Below are 22,098 nucleotides of genomic sequence, written 5' to 3' on the forward strand. Positions count from 1 at the left end.
TGGGTGGGCAGGACACGCCGTAAACCCATCCATGGGGGGTCGATGGCGCCATGGATGGCGCCAACGGTCCTGCCCACCCACACCGCCCCACCTTCGACAGATTCCCGCGGCGGCTGGCAGGTGTCGACCTTGGTCGACACGATAGATCCACGCCATGCGTGGATGGAGGTATCTGGAATCTGTCTGGAGAAAAGCCCCCTTCTTGTTGAAGGGCGCGCGCCGACAGGCGCGGGGATAAGGAAAAATGCGCGGACACCGCGCCGTGTCTTGGGCGCGTCATTGCGCCGGCTTATCATGCGCGGATGACTTCCGTACGCCTGACCTGTGCGCTGGCGCTGCTGCTGCCCCTGGCTGCCTGCACCACCGCGCGCCCCCCCTCCGCCTCCGTTCCCACTTCCATCGCTGCGGCGGCACCGCCGAAGCTGCTGCTGATCTCCATCGACGGCCTGCGCGCCGATGCGCTGGACCGCAGCCTGACCCCGAACCTGCAACGCCTGATCGATGGCGGCGTGCGCGCACGCTGGATGACCCCGTCCTATCCGTCGCTGACCTTCCCGAATCACTACACCCTCGTTACCGGCCTGCGCCCGGACCACCACGGCATCGTCAACAACAGCATGGACGATGAAGCACTGGGCCGGTTCGAGCTGAGCAATCGCGAAGCGGTTACCACCAGTGGCTGGTGGGGCGGCGAACCGATCTGGGTCGGCGCCGAGAATGCTGGCGTGCGTTCGGCCACCACGTCATGGCCGGGCAGTGAATCGGAGATCCGTGGCGTACGCCCCAGCCAGTGGCGCATCTACGACGGCAAGGAGCCGCTGGAACAGCGCGCCGGCATCGTGCTCGATTGGCTGTCACAGACCGACGCCGATGCCCCCCGCCTGACCACGCTGTACATGGAACACGTGGACAAGGCCGGTCACAACTACGGCCCCGAGTCGAAGCAGTACGCCGACGCCATCGTGCGCGCCGACCAGATCGTCGGCCAGGTGCTCGATGGGCTGCAGCAGCGCGGCCTGGCCTCGACCACCAACGTGATCGTGGTCTCTGACCATGGCATGGCCAGTGTCCCCGCTGGCCAGGTGATCGCCACCGAATCGATGGTCGACCCGGCGATTGCGCGCAATGTCAGCCAGGGCCAGTCGGTCGGCTTCGCACCGGTGGTCGGCCATGAAGCCGCCGCCGAACGCGCTCTGCTCGGCCGCCACGCGCACTACGAATGCTGGAAGAAAGAAAAACTGCCGGCGCGCCTGCACTACGGCACCCATCCGCGCATTCCCGCCATTGTCTGCATGATGGATGAAGGCTGGGATGCCCTGCATCAGGAAAAGATCGCCAAGCGCGAACAGCAGGACCGCGGCTCGCACGGCTACGACAACGCGCTGCCGTCCATGCGCGCGGTGTTCGTGGCCAGTGGCCCGTCGTTCCGCCAGGGCCTGGTGATCGATGGCTTCGACAATGTCGATGTCTATCCACTGCTGGCACACCTTCTGCAGGTACCAGCCGCGCCGAACGACGGCAACCCGGAAACGCTGAAGAAGACCCTGCGCTGATCCGGTTGTAGAGCCGAGCCCACGCTCGGCTGCATTGCGCCAGCCGGGCATGGGCTCGGCTCTGCAAAATCATGCATAAAAAAACGCGGCGCCAGGCGCCGCGTTCTTCCTTGGACCAGTCGCGCGGCCGGATCAGGCCTTGGCGACGGCCTTCTTCGCCACGGCCTTCTTCGCCGGAGCCTTGGCCACGGTCTTCTTGGCAACCGGGGCGGCGGCGCCTACGGCGACCTTGCTCGCGGTATGCGAACGGGCGTTGCCGTAGCTGGCGTTGTAGCGCTTGCCCTTGGCGGTCTTGCGGTCACCCTTACCCATGTCTTCAACTCCTCAAGTGTGAAATCTGGTTACCCCGTACTGACACGGGTTCGGCGGGGCCGCCTTGCTGGGCGCCCCCGCGCACGATCGAAAATCCTATCATGGAGCGCCTAGTGCGCGCAGCTGGCGTCGTGTACGTGGCCGTGGTTCAGGCGCAGGTTGACCAGATGGGCAACGCCCACCAGCAGGCCACCGATGGTCATCACCACCGCATGCGGCACGGCGTTGTGATGCAGCGGCTCGTACAGCACGCCAGCCCACAGCGCGACCAGGCCGGGGATCAGGAAGCCCAGCGCACGCAGCGCGCCATGGCGGCGGTAACCCCAGACCAGGCTGAACAGCCCAAGCAGGGTCACGAACAGCACCAGCGCCTGTTCAACGCCGTCGCTCAGCCAGAACGACAGGCCCAGCGAGGGCGCTGCCGCCAGCAGCACCGGGATGACTGCGCAATGCACCGCGCAAAGCATCGAACCGGTGGCACCGAAACGGTCGAGCAGGTGGCGCAGGCGTGAGGACAAGGACATGACTTCCAGCAGGGTCGGCGAATCGTTATGGAATAATATAACATCCCTTCCCGACCCGCACGCTTTCCCTCCCCCTGTCCCATCGACGGGATTCGTGCGCCCCGCGATTGATACAGTGTAACAAAGGACCCATCCATGCCCGCCCACACCGCACGGCTCAAGCCGCATTCCCTGGCCCTGGCCCTCGCCGCCCTGCTGCCGTCCGTCGCCTTCGCAGCCGGTCAGGACACCGCCCATCGTGACCGCCACCTGACCGAGCTGTCCTCGGTGCAGGTCACCGCGTCGCCGCTGCAGGGCGATGCCGAATCCCTTGCGCGCCCGGTGGAGGTGCTGGCCGGTGAGCGCCTGGACGAACAGAAGGCCGGCACCCTCGGCGATACCGTGGCCAAGCTGCCCGGCGTGCAGAGCACCTTCTTCGGGCCCGGTGTCGGGCGCCCGATCATCCGTGGCCAGGAAGGCCCACGCGTTGCGGTGCTGTCCAACGGCATGGGCAACATGGATGCATCCACCGTCAGTGCGGACCATGCCACCAGCATCGAGCCGTTCCTGGCTGACCAGATCGAAGTGCTGAAGGGGCCGGCCACGCTGCTGTTCGGCAGCGGTGCCATCGGTGGTGCAGTCAATGTGGTCGACGGCCGCATCGCGCGGGAGCTGCCCGAGCGCCCGCTGAGCGGCCGCGCCGAGCTGCGTGGCAATTCGGTGAACAACGAGCGCAGCGGCATGTTCCGCCTCGATGGCGTCAGCGGCAATGTCGTGCTTCATGTGGACGGCCTGGTGCGCAATGGCGACGACTACCGCATTCCCGGCTATGCGGTGATCGACAGCCTGGAAGACCACCACGACGACCACGACCACGATCACGCGGGCGAGGAAGGCGAAGAGCCGCGTCGCGGCCGCCTCGACAACAGCTCCATCCGCACCCGCGCCGGCGGCGTCGGCGCCACCTGGCTGGGCGAAGGCGGCTACTTCGGCGTGTCGGCCAGCACCTACCGCACCAACTACGGCATTCCCAACGGCGCACACGTGCACGCCGACGGCGACGATCACGGCCATGACCACGGTCACGACCACGGCGATGAAGAGGAAGGCGGCGACGAGCATGACGTGCGCATCGACATGGTGCAGAACCGCTTCGAGACCAAGGCCGGCATCTACAACCCGGTCTCGTTCCTGAAGAACATCAACGCTCGCGTGGCCTACACCGACTACGAGCACGTGGAGCTGGAGGCCGGCACGCCCTCCACCCGCTTCACCAACCGTGGCATCGAAGCGCGCCTGGAAGCGGTGCAGCAGCAGATCGGTGGCTGGGACGGCGCCTTCGGCCTGCAGTTCGGCAACAGTGATTTCGGCGCCAAGGGTGAAGAAGCGTTCGTACCGGATACCGGTACGAAGAACATCGGCCTGTTTGTACTGCAGGAAAAGCAGTTCGGCCCGTTCAAGCTGGAACTGGGCGGCCGCCACGACCAGGTCAAGCTGGACCCGACCGGTGACTATCGCCGCCGTACGTTCGGTGCCACCAACCTGTCTGCCGCCGGTATCTGGAAGCTCAACGACGCCGTCGACCTGCGCATCGGCGTGGACAGCTCCGAGCGTGCACCGACCAACGAAGAGCTGTATGCCGCCGGCGCACACATCGCCACCCGCTCGCTGGAAATCGGCGACGCCAACCTGAAGACCGAGCGCGGCCAGCGCGTGGAACTGGGCATCCACACCCACAGCGAGCGCCTGGACTTCTCCGCGTCGGTCTACCAGACCAGGTTCAAGGACTTCATCTACCTGGCCGACACCGGCGTTACCGAGGGCCTGCCAGTTCGTGCGTGGACCCAGCAGGACGCGGTATTCCGCGGTGCCGAGGCCGAGGCCCTGGTGCACCTGTTCGAGGGCGGCGCCGGTGACTGGGACCTGCGCCTGTTCGGTGACTACGTGAAAGCCAAGCTGGATGGCAGCGGCAGCCGCAACCTCGACATTGCCGTTCCGCATGGCGACCACAACCACAACTACAGCGTGGAACTTGCCAACACCGGCTACCTGCCGCGCATCGCCCCGGCCCGCGTCGGTGCCGACCTGCGCTGGTCGAAGGACGGCTGGCGCGCCTCGGTCGGTGCGGTGCGTTACAGCCGCCAGAAGGACGTCGCGCAGAACGAGGAGCCGAGCAACGGCTACACCCTGGTCGACGCGCACCTGGCCTATCGTTGGGACCGCAACGCCAGCAACAGCTACGAGGTGTTCCTGGATGGCAGCAACCTGACCAACCGCGAAGTGCGTCCGCATACCTCTCTGCTGCGCGACTACTCGCCGCTGCCGGGCCGTGGCGTCGCATTCGGTATCCGCGCGTTCTTCTGATCGGCTTACGCCGTCGGAACATTACCCGAGGGGGCCGAAAGGCCCCCTCTTTTTGTCGTATATGGCATGAACTGGTGAAAGCGGCGCACTACCAATGCGTCACCATCTACTACGCGGCTAGACTCAGCCCGGTATCAATCCAATAGAAAAACTGAGCGGAAACACTTGCATGACCATGAGTCTCGATGCCGAACTGAAAGAACGCATCCTTGCAATCGCCAAATGCGGGAGAACCGCTTGGCTGGCCGGTGACATCGCGGAGGCAGAGCATCGCTTCCTTGAAAGCTGGGACATGATTCCAGAGCCCAAGTCATCCTATGACCACGCCCAGAGTTCATCGTATGGAATAGCAGTTTTCTATCGCGATACCGCCCAGTTTGAGAAGGCCAGAGCGTGGGCGATGGTCGCCAGAGAAATTTATGGACAAGGAGAAGCCTCAAGCGAGTACATGGACGAGCTCCTTGCAACGATTGAGTTCGAATCGGGAAACCTTGATGCAGCCTACGCGCTGTTCGAACCGCAGCACCGCAAGTACGGCAGACGTGCCTTTGAGGGCCATGAGAAGGGGTTCATTGATTTCATCAAGAGCAGGAAGAAGGCCAGATGAGCGGATCAGCCACCGGCTAGCCGCATCCGTTCCGGCTCCAAGCCTTTTCATCCACGCATGGCGTGGATCTACAGCAACTCCAGCGGTGGGCCTTCGGGCCCCGTTTTCGTTCAGATTCTCACCATCACGCATCCGTCACAAAGATGTGCGTACGACAACAAGCGGACAATCCCGCCACTCAATGTCTCGCCAAACGGACACTTTTGTCCGAAAATAACTCCATGACCGCCCAACGTGCCGATGCTGCTGCCCGCCGTGCCCTCATCCTCGACGCCGCCGATCATGTCTTCGGCCAACATGGCGTCACCGCCCCGCTGGATCTGGTGGTCGAACGCGCCCAGGTGGGCCGCGCCACCCTGTACCGCAACTTCCCCGACCGCACCGCGCTGATCCAGGCGCTGCTGCAGCGTACGGTCGACCGCATCCGGCGCCAGGTCGAACAGCTCGGCGACCGCGACGACGCCCTGTTCGAGGTGTTCGAGGGCATGGCCCAGCGCATCATCGATTCGCCGGCGCTGGCCGATTACTGGCGTGCGGTCGATTCGGACGTGCCGGCCATGCGCGCGGCGCGCGAGACCGTGCGCGACCTGCTGGAGGAGCCGATCGCCCGCGCCAAGGCCGCCGGGCTGTGCCGTGCCGATCTGGAGAAGACGGATATTTCACTGATCTCGGGCATGCTGGGCGCAGCCCTGCGCGGCAAGACCCGCGACGAGCGCGCCCACCTCGCCGGGCGCGCCCTGCAGCTGCTGCGCGGGGGTCTCCAGGGAGCAACCAGCGAGGCCCGCTGATGGTCCAGCCGTATCTGAAGCCGGTTCCGGATTGGGAGGAGCACGAGAAGCCGACCATGCCCGGCTCGGCGTCGATGCCCTGGCACCCACCGTACCGGCGTGTGGCTTATGCGCTGGTATCGCTGCTGGTGGCGATCACCGGCGGGCTGGGCAATGCGCTGGTCACTGCCAACCTGCCGTTCCTGCAGGGCCAGCTGGCGCTGACCCCGACCCAGGGCAGCTGGCTGGTGGCGGCCTATGCAATGGTCAATGTCACCGCCAACCTGCTGGCCTTCAAATTCCGCCAGCAGTACGGCATCCGCCTGTTCGCCGAAATCGGGCTGGGCCTGTACGCGGCGCTGGCGGTGCTGCACCTGTTCGTCGGCAGCTTCGAGACCACGATGCTGACCCGTGCCGCCAGCGGCTTCGCCGGCGCGGCCTGTTCGACCTTGGGCACGCTGTACATGCTGCAGGCCCTGCCCCGCCGCTTTACCGGCAACCTGCTGGTGGTCGGCGTCGGCCTTTCGCAGCTGGCGGTGCCGATCGCCTGGATCGTTTCACCAGGCTTGGTGGATACCGGCCAGTGGCACCAGCTGTATTCGTTCGAGGCCGGCCTTGCGTTGTGCGCATTCGCCGCCGTAGTGGTGTTGAAGCTGCCGCCCGGCATCCAGGTGAAGGCCTTCGAGCCGCTGGATTTCCTTACCTTCGCGTTGCTAGCGCCGGCGGTTGCGCTGCTGGTGATCGTACTGGCGCAGGGCTACACCCGTTGGTGGCTCAACACGCCGTGGCTGGGCTGGGCGCTGATCGCCTCGATCGTGCTGTCCACCACCGCCTTCATCATCGAACACTACCGGCGCAATCCGCTGCTGCAGACACGCTGGCTGGCCAGCCTGCCCGTACTGCATTTCATCGTCGGCGCGTTCCTGATCCGCTTCCTGACCACCGAGCAGTCCTACGGCGTGGTCAACCTGATGCGCACGCTCGGCATGGGCCCTGATCAGTTGCGGCCGCTGTTCGTGGTGATTCTTGCCGGCGTGATCACCGGTATCGTCGGCACTGCACTGACTTTCGGGCCCAAACGGCTGATCCCGCAGCTGCTGATGGCGATCCTGCTGCTGGGCGCTGCCGCCTTCTTCGACCAGCACCGCACCAGCCTGGATCGGCCGCACGACTTCTACGCCAGCCAGTTCCTGGCCTCGGTCGGTGCCGGCATGTTCATGGGCCCGCTGATCATGCTCGGCATTTCCGCTGCGTTGAAACAGGGTGTGGACCACATGATCACCTTCCTGGTGACGCTGTCGATCACGCAGACGCTGGGCGGCCTGGCAGGTTCGGCGGTGCTGGGGACCTTCCAGCTGCATCGCGAGCAGTTGTACTCCAGCGCGTTGACCAGCCAGCTCGATCCCGCCGATCCGGTGGTGGCGCAGCGCCTGCGCATCCAACAGCAGCTGTATGCCGCCCAGATCACCGACCCGGTGCTGCGCAGCGCGCAGGGCAGCGCGCAGCTGGCGCAGACCACTCGCCGCGAAGCCAACGTGCGCGGCTTCAATGATGTGTTCACGCTGAGCGGCTGGCTGGCGATCGGCTTCCTGTGCTGGTTGCTGCTGCTGTCGCTGCGCACCGCCGTGCTCAAGCAATGGCGCAAGCGCCACCCCGCCCTTTCCACTGCGGCCACGCCAGCCGCGCCCCGCTGAGTTCTCGACCATGCCCCCCGTCCCGCCCCGATCCGACGACGCCGACAACGTGACCCCACCGCCGCCGACCGACGCGGCGCCTGCGCCCACGCCCGTTGAACCGGCGGTCGCGCCGAAGTACCTCAAGCCCAGCGCGCGCAGCGTGGTAGTGATGGTGGTGGTCGCCCTGCTGGGCATCGCGCTGATCCTGCGCGCCTGGCACCTGTGGCCGTTCACCAGCAGCGTGATGGTGACCGACAACGCCTATGTGCGCGGACAGATCACGGTGATGGCGCCGCAGGTGAATGGCTATGTGACTGAAGTGCTGGTGAAGGATTTCCAGCACGTAAGGCAGGGCGAGCCGCTGCTGCGCATCGATGACCGCATCTATGCCCAACGCGTCGCCCAGGCGCAAGCGACGCTGGACAGTGCGCGCGCGGCGCTGGCCAACTCCGACCAGTCGCAGGCGCAGAACCGTGCGCAGATCGCCTCGGCGCGCGCCACGCTCTCGGCTGGCCAGGCCGAACTGCAGCGCGCGCGCAACGAGCTGAAGCGCTACGAGGAACTGGCCGCGCAGCAGTTGGTGTCGATCAATGACCGCGACAAGTTCCGCACCAGCCAAGCCTCGGCGCAGGCCAGCGTGCAGCAGTCGCAGGCGCAGATCCGAATCGCCGAGGAAACACTGGTGTCGACCCAGGTCGCGCGCAAGAGCCTGGAGGCCCAGGTGGAAAGCGCACAGGCGCAGCTGGAACTGGCCCGCATCGACCTGGCCAATACGGTGATCCACGCACCGCGCGACGGCCAGATCAGTGAAGCCAGCGTGCGCGTGGGCCAGTATGTCGCCGCCGGTTCGCAGCTGCTGTTCCTGGTACCTGACACACTGTGGGTGGTGGCCAACTACAAGGAAGGCCAGACCTGGGGAATGGCGATCGGCCAGCCGGCCACGTTCTCGGTGGACGCGTTCCAGGGCCAGGTGCTGCGCGGCCGCGTGCAGGAGATCGCGCCCGCCACCGGATCGGAGTTCAGCGTGTTGCGTCCGGACAATGCCAGCGGCAACTTCACCAAGGTGGTGCAGCGGCTGCCGGTGCGGATATCGATCGATGAAGGCCAGAAGCTGGCCGCGCAGCTGCGGCCCGGCATGTCGGTGATCGTGCGGGTGGATACCGCAGGCAAGCCGAAGGACTAGCCCTTGTCATGAAACGGGGTCAGATGCCTTTGCCAATGGCAAAGGGATCTGACCCCACTCAGGATGCCGGCCAGCGGCCGGCACTACCATTGCGTTACCCCGCGCAGCGCGCGCAGAGACCGTGCACTTCCAGGGTCTGTGCCTGCGGCTGGAAGCCCAGTTCCTTGGCCCGCTTCTCCAGCTGGCTGACGATCTCGCGGTCTTCCAGCTCCACTGCGCTGTGGCAGCTGTTGCAGATCAGGAACGGCACCGAATGCGCAGCGCTGCTTGGATGATGGCAGGCCACGAAGGCATTCACCGACTCCAGCTTGTGCACGAAGCCATTGGCCATCAGGAAGTCCAGCGCGCGGTACACGGTGGGCGGGGCATCAGCGCCCACGCCCTTGCCGTTGCGCACCCATTCCAGCAGCTCGTAGGCCTTGACCGGCTTGCCGGCCTCGGCGATCAGCTTCAGCACGTTGGCGCGGATCGGGGTCAGGCGCAGCCCGCGTTCGCGCGAGACACGCTCGACCACCGCCACGAAATCCGATGCGTCGTGGACGTGGTGGTGCGGGGCGGTACAGGCAGTGGCGGTCTTGGCGGGCATGCGTGTTCTCCGGTTCGGGCCTGGCAAGGATGCCTCAGGCCGTTGCTACCTTGGTGATGGCCACATCAATGCGTTTCAAGGCCTGCTCGCGGCCGGCCAGGTACACGGTATGGGAAATGTCAGGGCTGACCTGGGTGCCGGTGATGGCCACGCGCAGCGGCTGGGCGACCTTGCCCATGCCGATCTCCAGCGCTGCGGCCGCGTCATGCAGGGCGACGCCCACCGACTCGGCGGTCCATTCCGGCAGCGCGGCCAGCAGCTCGCGGGCCTTGCCCAGCGCCACCTCGGCACCGGCCTTGAAGTGCTTGGCCACCGCCGCTTCATCGTACTCGGTCAGCGGCTGGTACCAGACCACGGCCTTCTCGGCCATTTCCTTCAGGGTCTGCACGCGTTCACGCAGGGCGATCACCACATCCTCCGGAGCCGGGCCGGCGGCCACGTCCAGCCCCAGCTTCTGCAGCTGGTAGACCAGGTGCGGCACGATCGCGGCCACGTCCTCGGTCTTCAGGAAGTGCTGGTTGACCCAGCCCAGCTTGGCCATGTCCAGGCGCGAGGCCTTGGAATTGCAATCCTTCACGTCGAACAGGTCGATCAGTTCCTGGCGGCTGAACAGCTCCTGGTCACCATGCGACCAGCCCAGGCGGGCCAGGTAGCTCAGCAGCGCATCGGGCAGGTAGCCGGCGTCCTTGTACTGCATCACGTCAGCCGCACCGGTGCGCTTGGACAGCTTGGCGCCCTGCTCGTCCAGGATCATCGGCATGTGGCCGAACCTGGGCACCGGCGCGCCGATGCCTTCATACAGGTTGATCTGGCGCGGGGTGTTGTTGATGTGGTCGTCGCCGCGGATGACCTCGGTGATGCCCATGTCCCAGTCGTCCACCACCACCGCGAAGTTGTAGGTGGGGTAGCCGTCCGGGCGGAAGATGACCATGTCATCCAGCTCGCTGTTGGCGATCTCGATGCGGCCCTTGATCAGGTCATCGAACACCACCGTGCCTTCCAGCGGGTTCTTGAAGCGGATGACGCGGTTCGGGTCGTCCCGGTAGGGCAGGCCCAGATCGCGCGCAGCGCCGTTGTAGCGCGGCTTTTCCTGCCTGGCCATGGCGGCCTCGCGCATGGCATCCAGCTCCTCGCGGGTCTCGTAGGCGTAGTACGCCTTGCCCTCGGCGATCAGCTGCTCGGCCACTTCCTGGTAACGGGCGACGCGGTCGGTCTGGTAGATCGGGCCTTCGTCGTAGTCCAGGCCCAGCCACTCCATCGCCTCCAGGATGGCGTCGATTGCGCCCTGGGTGCTGCGTTCGCGGTCGGTGTCCTCGATGCGCAGCACGAACTCACCGCCGCGGTGACGGGCCTCCAGCCAGCAGTACAGCGCGGTGCGGGCACCACCGATGTGCAGGTAGCCAGTGGGACTGGGGGCGAAGCGGGTGCGGCAGGTCATGGACGGCTCGAGGAACGGGAATCCCCCGATTTTACCAGCCCACCGCCCCCGACGGAAAAAGGGGACGGAGGGGATTAAGTCGCGATTGCCCAGCCCTGGGGTGCTGCAACCGGGAAGCGGAGGGGAGATGCGACTTAATCCCCTCCGTCCCCTTTTACGGTTCTGCCTTTCGCGGGAAGGACGGCTCGCGCATTGCGGCGTTGTAGGCGAACGAAGCGACGATGGCCGCGGCCTGCTTCAGGTCTTCCGGTTCGGCGTGGTCCCAGGTGTCCAGGTGGCTGTGGTGGACGTTGGTGAAGTAGTCCAGCCGGTCCTGGATGAACTGGAAGCCCGGCAGGCCGATGCGATCGAAGCTGATGTGGTCGGTACTGCCGGTGTTGCGGGTGGCCACGGTGGTGGCGCCCACGTCATGGAACGGCGCCAGCCAGGCTTCGAAGATCGGCATCGCCGCCAGGTTTTCCTGCGCGTAGATGCCACGGAAGCGGCCCGAGCCGTTGTCCATGTTGAAGTAAACCTGGAACTTGCTGTAATCGCGGGTCTTCTGCAGTGCACCGGTCGGCTCGCGCAGCGACGCCGGCAGCGCCTTCTGCGCCGCGTCAGTGGGTTCGGGGAAGCGACCGAAATGCTTGGCGACGTAGGCCTGCGAGCCGATCAGGCCCTGCTCCTCGCCGCTCCACAGCGCCACGCGGATGGTGCGCTTGGGCTTGGCGCCGGTGGCCTTGAGGATGCGCATCGCCTCCATCATCACCGCCACGCCGGCCGCGTTGTCGGCCGCACCGGTGCCGCTGTGCCACGAATCCAGGTGCGCACCGATCATCACCACTTCATCGGGCTTGCTGCTGCCGCGGATCTCGGCCAGCGTGTTGTAGCCGGGCTGGTCGGCCTCGTCGGTGAAGCGCGCCGCTACATCCACGCGCAGGCGCACCGTCTGCTTGGCCTGAAGCGCGCGCACCAGCGGATTGAAGTGTTCGCTGATCATCGCCAGTTCCGGGATGCCCACCGGCTCACCGGCCTTGCGCGAACCGCCGCCGGCAACGCGGATGATGCCGTTGTCCCAGCTGCTGATGCTGATCGAGGCCAGCGCGCCCTCTTCGACGAAAAACGCATTGACCTTGGCCGCCAGCTGCTGGCGTTCCTGGTACTCCTTGACCCGCTTGGCGCGCTCGGCGGTAGCGTCCTTGTCCTTGGGCAGGGTGAACTCCTGCAGGCCCTCGAGCGAGGTCGCGTCGTGGCGGTGCGAATCGGGCTCGGTGCCCCGCTTGTATTCGCGTGCCTCGCCCAGCAGGAGGATCTTGCCGCGCAGCTTGCCGCGGTACTTCTCGATGTCTTCGGGCTTCTTGATGTCGACCTGCACCAGCTCGCCTTCGACCGGGCCCTTCGTACCGCGGGTCCAGGCTTTGGGCAGCGCATGCAGCGGCTGCACGCGGTCACCCAGCATTTCCACGCTCGCCGAGGTGAATTCCCAGCCACGGCCGAAATCATCGAAGGCTTCGTCGTGGACGTTGTCCAGCTTCCATTCGTTGAACTTGCCGCGGGTCCACGCATTGGCGCGGCCCATCGCCGGCGAATTGCTCAGGCGCGGGCCGATGCGCTCGGTGAGATAGCTGAAGGTGTCCATCACCTGCGAACGGTGGAATGCCTCCTGGCGGATGCGGCTGACCATGTCCAGGTCCACCGTTTCGCGCTGCTGCGCCGCTGCATTGCCACCCATCGCCAGCGCTACGGCCAGCACGCCCCACTTCAACACATCGCACCCCTGCCCTTCGGCTCGATCATCAACCCATCGAGTCTAGCCAGCCGGGGCGCGGCGATACCGTCCCATCGGTCATGGGCGGCGCGGAAGCGTGCGAACCGAGGTTCGCACCCACAGGAGAGTGGTTGGTTCGCACCCACAGCAGAGTCTTGGTTCGTACCCGCAAAAGCCGAATCACCCGCTCCATCCCAACCACAACTGCGCCCGCTCCGGCAGCAACAGCAACCAGTGCCGCCGGTCGACGCTGCTGCAGCCGTACACCGCCGCGTGTGCCGGCCAGTCATCCGGAAGGCCGCCGATGCCGATCTCGGCCAATGCCTCCGCGCCGGCCTTCCATGGCCGATAGCGCGGCACCCGCCCGGCCACCGCGCCGCGTCCCTGCCGCGCACCCTGCAGCCAACGCAATCCCTGCCCCTGCAATCCTTCGCAGGTCACCGCCGCCAGCTGGAAGCGGACCAGACCGGGGGCGATCCGCGCCCCCGGCAGGGCCGCCAGCACGCCATGTGCCTGCAGCAGCGCATCCACTTCCAGCAGGGCCGGAATGCCCTGCCGTGCCCGTTGCCGCAATCCCTGGCGCCAGCCCATGGCGTGCTCCTTACTTCAGGTCCGCGCCGAGCGCGTACCAGTCGACCCGGCGGGTCACCCACATCGCAAGCGCCAGGATCACGAACAGCAGCAGCGACCCCATCAGCAGTGCGTTGTTCTCCGACACCAGCAGGCCATACAGCGCGCCGTACAGCACGGTCAGCAGGGCCGCGAAGCCGAGGCCGCGCCTCCAATGGCCCAGCACGTTGGCCAGATACACCGCCTGCAGGCCGATACAGGCCACCGCCGAAACCAGGTAGGCCTTCCAGAACGCGATGTGCTCGGACAGGCTGATCAGCAGCAGGAAGAAGATCGCCAGCGCCAGGCCGACCATGAGGTACTGCAGCGGGTGGATGCGCAGCGACTTGATCAGCTCGAACAGGATGAATCCGACGAAGGTCAGCAGCACGAACAGCACCCCGTACTTGGACGCACGGTCGGCCTGGGTGTAGGTATCGACCGGATCGACCAGCGACACCGTCACCGCCTGCGAGTCGACCGAACCTTCATTGCGCAGCTGCCGCTGTGCGTCGGAGGCCAGCGATGACACCGCCCAGCGCGCGTCGAATCCCTGTGCATCAACGCGCCGCTCGTTGGGCAGGAACGCACCGCTGAACGACGGATGCGGCCAGCTCGAACGCAGCGCGATGTGGGTGTCATCGCCCACCGGCACCACCGACAGCATGCGGCTGCCATCCAGGCGCAGCTCCAGTTCAACGGTGCTGGCCGCCAGCGTGCCGCCCTGATCCGCAGCGAAACCGGCCACCGGCGCATGCAGGCCACGGCCAACTTCGCTGGCCACGCCGACGCCCGGCAGCAGGCGCAGCTGCTTGCCATCCACGCGCAGGTTCGGTGTACCGACCAGGCCGCGCACATCGGAAACGCCCACCGCCACATACGGCTGGCCATACGTGCGCCCTGCCTTCACGGGATAGTCGTCAGCGGCGAAGCTCGCCTTCATCTGGCCGTTCCAGCTGTACACCGGCACCTTGAACAGGCCGACTTCGCGCTGGCTCGGCAGCATCTCACCGCCCACCTCCAGCGACGCCGGCATCTGCAGCCAGTGCCCCTCGGTGACCTGCACCTCGGTCTTCTTGACGCCCAGCGGGTCAACCAGTTCAACCTGCTCGCGTTCCACCCACGGCACCACCCGCACCGGACCAACCAGCTGCTGCGTGCCGGCACGGCTGTCGGCCACCCGCGCAAAGGCCTCGTCGCGGTACTGGCTGCGCTCGGTGATCACCCCGCGGATCATCATCAGCGGCACCAGCAACAACAGGATCAGCCCGCCGACAATGGCGAACCGCAGCAGCATCTTCAGGGATTTCATGGTCCATCCTCGTTGGAGAGGGCTGCAGGATGGACCGCTGCGGTGAGCAGGGTTTGTGGCGAATTTGAAGCGAGTGTGAAGTCAGCGGCGCGGGCGCTGGCCCGCTGCACCCAACGGTAGCCACAGGCTGGCCACCGTGCCACCGCCATCGCGGGCGTCGAGGCTGGCGCGTCCGTCATGCAGGCGAGCCACTTCCTGCACGAACGGCAGGCCCAGGCCGGAACTGCGCCGGCCGCTGCCGGGGCGGGCCAGCGAATAGAAGCGTTCGAACACCCGTTCGCGCGCGTAGTCGGGAATGCCGGCACCGCGATCCGCTACCTGCAGGCGCACGCCCGGCCCGTCCACCTCGGCCTGCAGCGCGATGTCCGCACCGGGCGGTGAGAAGGCAATGGCGTTGTCGATCAGGTTGTGCAACGCCTGCCGCAGCAGATAGGCATCACCCTGCACGCGCATGTCGGGCACGCTGCCGATGCGAACCTGCACGCCGGCCGCCTGCGCACGCACCTGCGCCGCCGCCGCCGCATCGGCCAGCAAGGTTGGCAGCGCGATCGGATCGCGGGTCTGCAGCCAGCCGTGCTGTTCCACTTCGGCCAGCGCCAGCAGCTTGTCGATCGTCTCGGTCAGCCGCTCCTGCTGATCGACGATGCTGCGTGCGAAATGCACGCGGTCGGCCTCCGGCAGCGGCTCCTGCAGCAGCTCGGCGGCACCGCGGATCGCCGCCAACGGGCTTTTCATTTCATGCGTCAGCGACTGCACGTACTGCTCGACGTAGGCCTTGCCCTCCAGCTTGCGGCGCATTGTTTCCAGTGCCTGGCCCAGGTCGCCGATCTCGTCGCGGCGCCGCCGCGGCGGTGGCACCGGTTCGCCGGCGCTGACCGCCCGTGCATAGCGGCTGAGCTGGCCAAGGCCCGTCGTGAGCCACATCGTCACCAGCACGCCGACCAGCGCCGACAATCCGATCAGCCAGGCGCCGCGCTCGATGATGGCGCGCTGGCTGGCCGCAATGAACGGATCGATGCTGCGATTGGGCTGGGCCAGGCTGAGCACGCCGATCAGGGTGCGGCCATCGGCCGGGTCGTACACCGGCGCCGCCACATGCATCACCGTATCGCCTTCTTCGCCTGGCACTTCCGGGCTGGAGCGGGCGCCGTACTCGCCACGCAGGGTGCGGTAGACATCGTTCCAGCGCGAATTGTCACGCCCCAGGTCGCGGCCCAGCGAGTCGTAGATGACGATGCCCTTGGCATCGGTGATGGTCACCCGGTAGTCCAGTGAGCGCTTGGGAAAGCGCCAGACCATCGCTTTCAGGTCACGCTGCCGCGCCTTGGCGAGGTTGCGGGTGAAGCTGCCGCTGCGGATGGTGCCGTCCTTGACATCGGCCGCCGCCATCTCGGCCAGCACGTTGGCGGCATCGACCAGGGTCGATTCCATCGCCTGGCGCACACCCGGCTTCACTTCGTTGACGAACACGCGCATCACGAAGAACGCGGCGATGCCGGTGATCAGGAAGAAGCCGAGGAACAGCTTCAGGACCAGGCGCATCGGCTAGACCTCCAGCGCGTAGCCGAGGCCACGGTGGGTGCGGATCGGGTCGTCGCTGGCACCGGCTGCGCGCAGCTTGGCGCGCAACGTCTTTACATGGGTGTCGACGGTACGGTCGGCACTATCGGCGCTGCTGTCCCAGCCGCGATCCATCAACTGGGCACGACTGAGGATGGCACCCGGCCGCTGCAGCAACGCTTCCAGCAACGCGTACTCGTAGCGGGTCAGGTCCAGCGCGTGGCCGCGGAAGCGGATGCGCCGGCCTTCACGGTCGATGGCGAAGGCACCATGTTCCTGCCAGCCCGTATCGGCGCCGGGGGCTGCCGCGACCGGTGCGGCGCGACGCAGGCGCGCACGCACCCGCGCCACCAGCTCACGCGGCGAGAACGGCTTGGTCATGTAATCGTCGGCGCCCAGTTCCAGGCCGAGCACGCGGTCCACTTCATCGTTGCGGGCGGTCAGGAAGATCACCGGCAGCTGCGCCGCCGGCCCGGGCTGCGCGCGCAGCCGGCGGCACACCTCGAAGCCGCCCAGGTCAGGCAGGCCCACGTCCAGCACCACCACGTCGATATCCCCGGCCTGCAGCCGTTGCAGCGCCTCGCCACCGAGCAGGCAGTGGCTGGCGGCATAGCCCTCGCTGCGCAGCGCATAGAGCACGGTTTCGGCGATGGCGGCTTCGTCCTCGACCACCAGGACATGGGCAACAGGAGCTGTCATGGCGCGCAGCATAGCCGCTGCGGCCGCCGCCCCGTACACTGCGGCCCATGAACTATCGCCACGCCTTCCATGCCGGCAACCACGCCGACGTGCTCAAACACATCGTGCAGCTGGCCCTGATCGACAGCTTCAAGCGCAAGGACAGCCCGTTCTTCGTGCTCGACACCCACGGCGGTGCTGGCCGCTACCTGCTGGCCAGCGAAGAGAGCCGCAAGACCCTGGAGGCCGAATCCGGGATCATGCGGCTGATGGCCCAGCCCAGGCTGCCGGAGGTAGTCGAGCGCTACCTGAAGGCGGTGCAGGCCGACAATCCGGTGGGCGCACTGACCAATTATCCGGGCTCGCCGCTGCTGAGCGCGCAGGCCATGCGCCCCCAGGACCGCATGGCGGTCTGTGAGCTGCAGGAAGCCGAAACGGCCACGCTGAAGGCCCTGTTCGCCCATGACAGCCGCGTCGACGTTCGGGCGGGCGATGGCTATGCCCTGCTGCGTTCGCTGCTGCCGCCGAAGTTCAACGGCAGCAAGATCGGCCGCGGCCTGGTGCTGATCGACCCGCCCTACGAAGCCCAGGATGCCGAGTACCAGGCGGTGCTGGCCGCCCTGGCCGAAACCCTGGCACGCTGGCCGCAGGCCACCTGTGCGGTCTGGTTCCCGATCAAGCAGCGCCGCACCATCCTGCACTTCCTGCGCAAGGCCACCGCCCTGCCGGTGAAATCGGCGATGACGATCGAGTTCCTGGTGCGCCCGGACGACTCGCCGCTGCGCCTCAACGGCAGCGGCATGCTGCTGCTCAACCCGCCGTGGCAGTTCGACCGCGTGGTCGGTCCGGCCCTGCCGGCGCTGCGCCAGCACCTGGGCGAACCCGGGGCCAGCACCCGCCTGGACTGGCTCAAAGCCCCCGAATAACGGCCTTCACGAGGCTGTACCGCCGTGAGCCTTTCGTTCACGGAACGCAGCCCCGGTGATGCCACAATCGATGGACCACCAAGGAATCACCCGGTATGGCCACTCGCAACCGCATGCCGCCCTGGCATGAGATCTTCAAGGCTCCCAGCGGCCACGAGCTGCTGATCCGCCCCATCCGCCCGGAAGATGGCGCACCGCTGCAAGCGGCATTCAGCCTGTTCGGGCCGGAAGAAATCCGTGATCGTTTCCTGCAGGCGGTGACCGAGCTGTCGCCGGAAACCACCCAGCGTCTGACCCACCCCAACCCCAAGACCGAGATCACCCTGGTCGCAGCCGAGTCCCTGCCCGCGGGCGAAGCGGTGGTCGGCGCGGTCGCCCGGGCCTCGATCATCCCCGGCACCCGTGAAGCCGAGTACGCGATCCTGATCAGCCGCTTCCTGATCGGCCAAGGCCTGGGACGGCAGCTGATGCGCAAGCTGGTGAAGTGGGGCCGTGGCAAGTACCTGGACCGCCTGTACGGCGACGTTGCCGCCGAGAACGAACCGATGAAGCAGCTGGCCGCGTCGCTGGGCTTCAAGCCGGTGCCGCACCCGACCGGAGCCGAAGGCCTGGTCCGGATGGTGCTGGAGCTGGACAACTGACGGATGCGCCGGGCCCTGCCCGGCCACGTCTCCCGGTAGTGCCGGCCGCTGGCCGGCATTCCGCTGCCCCAACGGCAGATGAGGCTGCCGGCAACGGGCCGGCACGATGCACCGGGACCGGATCGGGCTTCTGCTAAAATCCGGGGTCCATGTCGCGTACCTCATACCCCGCCCCGCCGCTGCCGCGCGCCGGCCAGCTCCGCGCCTGGTGGCGCGCCCCCGCCTCGCCCACCGCACTGGCCTGGTACCTGGCCCAGGCATCGCGCGTGCACGACGCTCCGCTGCTGGTGATCGCCCGTGACAACCACGGCGCAAACCAGCTTGAAGCCGATCTGCAGACCCTGCTCGGTGGTGACCCGGCCCTGCCGGTGGTCGCCTTCCCGGACTGGGAAACCCTGCCCTACGACCGCTTCAGCCCGCATCCGGACATCATCTCGCAGCGTCTGGCTGCCCTGCACCGCCTGCCCACGCTGAAGCGTGGCCTGGTGATCGTGCCGGTGCAGACCCTGCTGCAGCAGCTGGCCCCGCGCAGCTACGTCATTGGTGGCAGCTTCGACCTGAAGGTCGGCCAGCGCCTGGATCTGGAAGCCGAGAAGCGCCGCCTGGAAAGCGCCGGCTACCGCAACGTGCCGCAGGTGATGGACCCGGGTGACTTCGCCGTGCGCGGCGGCCTGCTCGACGTGTTCCCGATGGGCGCCGACGAGCCGCTGCGGGTGGAACTGCTGGACGAGGACATCGATTCGATCCGTGCCTTCGATCCGGAAAGCCAGCGTTCGCTGGACAAGGTCGAGGCCGTGCACATGCTGCCGGGCCGCGAAGTGCCCATGGACGAGGCCAGCATCGCCCGCGTGCTGTCCACGCTGCGCGAGCGCTTCGATGTCGATACCCGGCGCAGCGCGCTGTACCAGGACCTGAAATCCGGGCTGGCCCCGGCCGGCGTCGAGTACTACCTGCCGCTGTTCTTCGAGCGCACCGCAACCCTGTTCGACTACCTGCCCAGCGGCAGCCTGCCGGTGGTCTGTGCCGGTGCCGGCGAAGCCGCCGAGGCGTTCTGGGCGCAGACCGGCGAGCGTTATGAGCAGCGCCGCCACGATGTGGAACGGCCGCTGCTGCCGCCGTCGGCGCTGTACCTGTCGCCGGAGCTGCTGCGCGAGCGCCTGAACGATGCACCGCGCATCGAGGTATGGGCCGCCGACCACGCACGCATCGCCGACGCGCACGCGCTGGGCGACCAGCCGCTGCCCCCGCTGCCGGTGGCCGCACGCGAAGCCCCCGCCGGCGATGCGCTGAAATCCTTCCTCGGCCATTATCCGGGCCGGGTACTGATCGCCGCCGATTCGCCCGGCCGCCGCGAGGCACTGCTGGAAGTGCTGCAGGCCGCCGAGCTGAAGCCGCCGGTGGTGGCCGACCTGCCCGGTTTCCTCGCTAGCGATGCGCGCTTCGCGATCGCAGTGGCGCCGCTGGAAGATGGCTTCGCGCTGGACGACCCGCGCATCGCGGTGCTGACCGAGCGCCAGCTGTTCCCCGAGCGCGCCGGCAGCACCCGCCGCACGCGCCGTGCCGGCCGCGAGCCGGAGGCGATCATCCGCGACCTCGGCGAGCTGACCGAGGGTGCGCCGATCGTGCACGAGGACCATGGCGTCGGCCGCTACCGTGGCCTGATCGCGATGGACGTCGGCGGCATGCCCGGCGAGTTCCTCGACATCGAATATGCCAAGGGCGACCGCCTGTATGTACCGGTCGCCCAGCTGCACCTGATCAGCCGCTACTCCGGCGCTTCGGCGGAAACCGCACCGCTGCATTCGCTCGGTGGCGAGCAGTGGAGCAAGGCCAAGCGCAAGGCCGCCGAGAAGGTGCGCGATGTCGCCGCCGAACTGCTGGAAATCCAGGCCCGCCGCCAGGCGCGTGCCGGCCTGGCACTGCAGGTCGACCGCGCGATGTACGAGCCGTTCGCCGCCGGTTTCCCGTTCGAGGAAACCCCCGACCAGCTGGCTGCGATCGATGCCACCCTGCGCGACCTGGCCAGCAGCCAGCCGATGGACCGCGTGGTCTGCGGCGACGTCGGCTTCGGCAAGACCGAGGTGGCGGTGCGCGCTGCATTTGCTGCGGCCAGTGCCGGCAAGCAGGTGGCGGTGCTGGTGCCGACCACGCTGCTGGCCGAGCAGCATTATCGCAACTTCCGCGACCGTTTCGCCGATTACCCGCTGAAGGTCGAAGTGCTGTCGCGCTTCAAGACCAGCAAGGAAATCAAGGCCGAACTGGAGAAGGTGGCCGCTGGCACCATCGACGTCATCGTCGGCACCCATCGCCTGCTGCAGCCTGACGTGAAGTTCAAGGACCTGGGCATGGTCATCGTCGACGAGGAGCAGCGATTCGGCGTGCGCCAGAAGGAGGCGCTGAAGGCGCTGCGCGCCAACGTACACCTGCTGACGCTGACCGCCACGCCGATCCCGCGCACGCTCAACATGGCCATGGCCGGCCTGCGCGACCTGTCGATCATCGCCACGCCGCCGCCGAACCGGCTGGCGGTGCAGACCTTCATCACCCAGTGGGACAACGCGCTGCTGCGCGAAGCCTTCCAGCGCGAGCTCGCGCGCGGTGGCCAGCTGTACTTCCTGCACAACGATGTGGAGAGCATCGGCCGCATGCAGCGCGAGCTGTCCGAGCTGGTGCCGGAGGCACGCATCGGCATCGCCCACGGGCAGATGCCCGAGCGCGAACTGGAAAAGGTGATGCTGGATTTCCAGAAGCAGCGTTTCAACGTGCTGCTGTCGACCACGATCATCGAATCGGGCATCGACATCCCCAACGCCAACACCATCATCATCAACCGTGCCGACCGTTTCGGCCTGGCCCAGCTGCACCAGCTGCGTGGCCGCGTCGGCCGTTCGCACCACCGTGCCTACGCCTACCTGATCACCCCCGACCGTCGCGCGATCACCCCCGACGCCGAGAAGCGCCTGGAAGCGATCGCCTCGATGGACGAGCTGGGCGCCGGCTTCACCCTGGCCACCCACGATCTGGAAATCCGCGGCGCCGGTGAACTGCTTGGCGAGGACCAGAGCGGGCAGATGGCCGAGGTTGGCTTCAGCCTGTATACCGAGCTGCTGGAACGCGCGGTACGCAGCATCAAGCAGGGCAAGCTGCCCGACCTGGATGCCGGTGAGGAAGTGCGCGGCGCCGAGGTCGAGCTGCATGTGCCGGCACTGATCCCGGAAGACTACCTGCCGGACGTGCACACCCGCCTGACCCTGTACAAGCGCATTTCAAGCGCGCGCGACAGCGATGCACTGCGCGAACTGCAGGTGGAGATGATCGACCGCTTCGGCCTGCTGCCGGATGCAGCCAAGCACCTGTTCGCCATCGCCGAGCTGAAGCTGAAAGCCAATACGCTGGGCATCCGCAAGCTCGACCTGGGCGAGAACGGCGGCCGCATCGTGTTCGAGTCCAAGCCGAACATCGATCCGATGGCGGTGATCCAGCTGATCCAGAAACAACCGAACCTCTATGCCATGGAAGGGCCCGACAAGCTGCGCATCAAGCACCCGCTGCCGTTGCCGGAAGACCGCTTCAACGCGGCCCGCGCCCTTCTGACCACCCTCGCCCCGGGTTGATCCCCCCCCCCCGAACACCCCG

The 22,098-nt window shown here is 66.9% G+C and carries 18 protein-coding genes; 9 read left to right on the plus strand and 9 right to left on the minus strand.

Annotation, left to right across the window (positions count from 1 at the left end):
- Positions 1 to 302: 302 nt before the first annotated feature.
- Positions 303 to 1,553 carry an alkaline phosphatase family protein gene (locus ACM0PB_RS09080; protein WP_353089332.1) on the plus strand — a complete coding sequence of 417 codons (1,251 nt, stop codon included), beginning with the start codon at positions 303 to 305 and terminating at the stop codon, positions 1,551 to 1,553.
- Positions 1,554 to 1,685: 132 nt separating this feature from the next.
- Here the strand turns inward: ACM0PB_RS09080 and ACM0PB_RS09085 are convergent, their stop codons facing one another.
- The gene (locus ACM0PB_RS09085; protein ID WP_004150462.1) at positions 1,686 to 1,865 is read right to left on the minus strand and encodes a 30S ribosomal protein THX; all 180 of its coding nucleotides are present in this window, start codon (positions 1,863 to 1,865) and stop codon (positions 1,686 to 1,688) included.
- 110 nt (positions 1,866 to 1,975) lie between these two features.
- Positions 1,976 to 2,389, minus strand: coding sequence for a MerC domain-containing protein (locus tag ACM0PB_RS09090; protein WP_005415804.1), 414 nt, complete (start codon positions 2,387 to 2,389; stop codon positions 1,976 to 1,978).
- 135 nt (positions 2,390 to 2,524) lie between these two features.
- Here ACM0PB_RS09090 and ACM0PB_RS09095 point away from each other — a divergent pair, with 135 nt between their 5' ends.
- The 5 genes from ACM0PB_RS09095 to ACM0PB_RS09115 all read left to right on the plus strand — a co-directional run bounded on the left by ACM0PB_RS09095 (position 2,525) and on the right by ACM0PB_RS09115 (position 8,965).
- Positions 2,525 to 4,732 (plus strand): TonB-dependent receptor, encoded by a 2,208-nt coding sequence (locus ACM0PB_RS09095; protein WP_065177463.1) that lies wholly within the window; start codon positions 2,525 to 2,527, stop codon positions 4,730 to 4,732.
- Between the two features lie 169 nt (positions 4,733 to 4,901).
- Positions 4,902 to 5,339, plus strand: coding sequence for a hypothetical protein (locus ACM0PB_RS09100; protein ID WP_065186389.1), 438 nt, complete (start codon positions 4,902 to 4,904; stop codon positions 5,337 to 5,339).
- A gap of 221 nt (positions 5,340 to 5,560) precedes the next feature.
- The gene (locus ACM0PB_RS09105) at positions 5,561 to 6,127 is read left to right on the plus strand and encodes a TetR/AcrR family transcriptional regulator (RefSeq protein WP_005415802.1); all 567 of its coding nucleotides are present in this window, start codon (positions 5,561 to 5,563) and stop codon (positions 6,125 to 6,127) included.
- Positions 6,127 to 7,800, plus strand: coding sequence for an MFS transporter (locus ACM0PB_RS09110; RefSeq protein ID WP_414604906.1), 1,674 nt, complete (start codon positions 6,127 to 6,129; stop codon positions 7,798 to 7,800). Before ACM0PB_RS09105 ends, ACM0PB_RS09110 begins: the two co-directional genes overlap by 1 nt.
- A gap of 10 nt (positions 7,801 to 7,810) precedes the next feature.
- Positions 7,811 to 8,965, plus strand: a complete 1,155-nt coding sequence (locus ACM0PB_RS09115) for an HlyD family secretion protein (protein WP_065177465.1) — start codon at positions 7,811 to 7,813, stop codon at positions 8,963 to 8,965.
- Between the two features lie 94 nt (positions 8,966 to 9,059).
- Here the strand turns inward: ACM0PB_RS09115 and ACM0PB_RS09120 are convergent, their stop codons facing one another.
- From ACM0PB_RS09120 to creB, 7 genes are all read right to left on the minus strand, one after another.
- Positions 9,060 to 9,551, minus strand: a complete 492-nt coding sequence (locus ACM0PB_RS09120) for a Fur family transcriptional regulator (RefSeq protein ID WP_005415799.1) — start codon at positions 9,549 to 9,551, stop codon at positions 9,060 to 9,062.
- A 34-nt stretch (positions 9,552 to 9,585) separates the two neighbouring features.
- Positions 9,586 to 10,989: a glutamate--tRNA ligase gene (gltX, locus tag ACM0PB_RS09125; protein ID WP_005415798.1), complete on the minus strand. Its 1,404-nt coding sequence runs from the start codon at positions 10,987 to 10,989 to the stop codon at positions 9,586 to 9,588.
- 154 nt (positions 10,990 to 11,143) lie between these two features.
- Positions 11,144 to 12,736: a M20/M25/M40 family metallo-hydrolase gene (locus ACM0PB_RS09130; protein WP_065177467.1), complete on the minus strand. Its 1,593-nt coding sequence runs from the start codon at positions 12,734 to 12,736 to the stop codon at positions 11,144 to 11,146.
- 180 nt (positions 12,737 to 12,916) lie between these two features.
- A complete protein-coding gene (locus ACM0PB_RS09135; protein WP_005415796.1) occupies positions 12,917 to 13,327 on the minus strand; it encodes a hypothetical protein in 411 nt (136 codons plus the stop codon).
- A 10-nt stretch (positions 13,328 to 13,337) separates the two neighbouring features.
- Positions 13,338 to 14,657: a cell envelope integrity protein CreD gene (gene creD / locus ACM0PB_RS09140; protein ID WP_414604908.1), complete on the minus strand. Its 1,320-nt coding sequence runs from the start codon at positions 14,655 to 14,657 to the stop codon at positions 13,338 to 13,340.
- A gap of 81 nt (positions 14,658 to 14,738) precedes the next feature.
- Complete coding sequence (creC, locus tag ACM0PB_RS09145) at positions 14,739 to 16,199, minus strand: two-component system sensor histidine kinase CreC (RefSeq protein ID WP_005415794.1); 1,461 nt, start codon at positions 16,197 to 16,199, stop codon at positions 14,739 to 14,741.
- Positions 16,200 to 16,202: 3 nt separating this feature from the next.
- Positions 16,203 to 16,928, minus strand: a complete 726-nt coding sequence (creB, locus tag ACM0PB_RS09150) for a two-component system response regulator CreB (protein WP_080375099.1) — start codon at positions 16,926 to 16,928, stop codon at positions 16,203 to 16,205.
- A 35-nt stretch (positions 16,929 to 16,963) separates the two neighbouring features.
- On the opposite strand from creB, the gene ACM0PB_RS09155 reads away from it, so the two are divergent.
- The 3 genes from ACM0PB_RS09155 to mfd all read left to right on the plus strand — a co-directional run bounded on the left by ACM0PB_RS09155 (position 16,964) and on the right by mfd (position 22,076).
- The gene (locus ACM0PB_RS09155) at positions 16,964 to 17,821 is read left to right on the plus strand and encodes a 23S rRNA (adenine(2030)-N(6))-methyltransferase RlmJ (protein ID WP_053499314.1); all 858 of its coding nucleotides are present in this window, start codon (positions 16,964 to 16,966) and stop codon (positions 17,819 to 17,821) included.
- Positions 17,822 to 17,916: 95 nt separating this feature from the next.
- Positions 17,917 to 18,462, plus strand: coding sequence for a GNAT family N-acetyltransferase (locus ACM0PB_RS09160; protein WP_004150340.1), 546 nt, complete (start codon positions 17,917 to 17,919; stop codon positions 18,460 to 18,462).
- A gap of 149 nt (positions 18,463 to 18,611) precedes the next feature.
- Positions 18,612 to 22,076 (plus strand): transcription-repair coupling factor, encoded by a 3,465-nt coding sequence (mfd, locus tag ACM0PB_RS09165; protein WP_164229779.1) that lies wholly within the window; start codon positions 18,612 to 18,614, stop codon positions 22,074 to 22,076.
- Positions 22,077 to 22,098 lie beyond the last annotated feature (22 nt).

The sequence above is a fragment of the Stenotrophomonas sp. AR029 genome, assembly GCF_047520695.2.
Lineage (GTDB): Bacteria > Pseudomonadota > Gammaproteobacteria > Xanthomonadales > Xanthomonadaceae > Stenotrophomonas > Stenotrophomonas sepilia.

Coding starts and splice junctions, on each gene's coding strand:
- mfd (WP_164229779.1), top strand. CDS start 18,612: ATGTCGCGTACCTCATACCCCGCCCCGCCGCTGCCGCGCGCCGGCCAG.
- ACM0PB_RS09110 (WP_414604906.1), top strand. CDS start 6,127: ATGGTCCAGCCGTATCTGAAGCCGGTTCCGGATTGGGAGGAGCACGAG.
- ACM0PB_RS09120 (WP_005415799.1), bottom strand. CDS start 9,551: ATGCCCGCCAAGACCGCCACTGCCTGTACCGCCCCGCACCACCACGTC.
- ACM0PB_RS09115 (WP_065177465.1), top strand. CDS start 7,811: ATGCCCCCCGTCCCGCCCCGATCCGACGACGCCGACAACGTGACCCCA.
- gltX (WP_005415798.1), bottom strand. CDS start 10,989: ATGACCTGCCGCACCCGCTTCGCCCCCAGTCCCACTGGCTACCTGCAC.
- ACM0PB_RS09090 (WP_005415804.1), bottom strand. CDS start 2,389: ATGTCCTTGTCCTCACGCCTGCGCCACCTGCTCGACCGTTTCGGTGCC.
- ACM0PB_RS09160 (WP_004150340.1), top strand. CDS start 17,917: ATGGCCACTCGCAACCGCATGCCGCCCTGGCATGAGATCTTCAAGGCT.
- ACM0PB_RS09100 (WP_065186389.1), top strand. CDS start 4,902: ATGACCATGAGTCTCGATGCCGAACTGAAAGAACGCATCCTTGCAATC.
- ACM0PB_RS09105 (WP_005415802.1), top strand. CDS start 5,561: ATGACCGCCCAACGTGCCGATGCTGCTGCCCGCCGTGCCCTCATCCTC.
- ACM0PB_RS09080 (WP_353089332.1), top strand. CDS start 303: ATGACTTCCGTACGCCTGACCTGTGCGCTGGCGCTGCTGCTGCCCCTG.
- ACM0PB_RS09095 (WP_065177463.1), top strand. CDS start 2,525: ATGCCCGCCCACACCGCACGGCTCAAGCCGCATTCCCTGGCCCTGGCC.
- ACM0PB_RS09085 (WP_004150462.1), bottom strand. CDS start 1,865: ATGGGTAAGGGTGACCGCAAGACCGCCAAGGGCAAGCGCTACAACGCC.
- creB (WP_080375099.1), bottom strand. CDS start 16,928: ATGCTGCGCGCCATGACAGCTCCTGTTGCCCATGTCCTGGTGGTCGAG.
- ACM0PB_RS09155 (WP_053499314.1), top strand. CDS start 16,964: ATGAACTATCGCCACGCCTTCCATGCCGGCAACCACGCCGACGTGCTC.
- creD (WP_414604908.1), bottom strand. CDS start 14,657: ATGAAATCCCTGAAGATGCTGCTGCGGTTCGCCATTGTCGGCGGGCTG.
- ACM0PB_RS09135 (WP_005415796.1), bottom strand. CDS start 13,327: ATGGGCTGGCGCCAGGGATTGCGGCAACGGGCACGGCAGGGCATTCCG.
- creC (WP_005415794.1), bottom strand. CDS start 16,199: ATGCGCCTGGTCCTGAAGCTGTTCCTCGGCTTCTTCCTGATCACCGGC.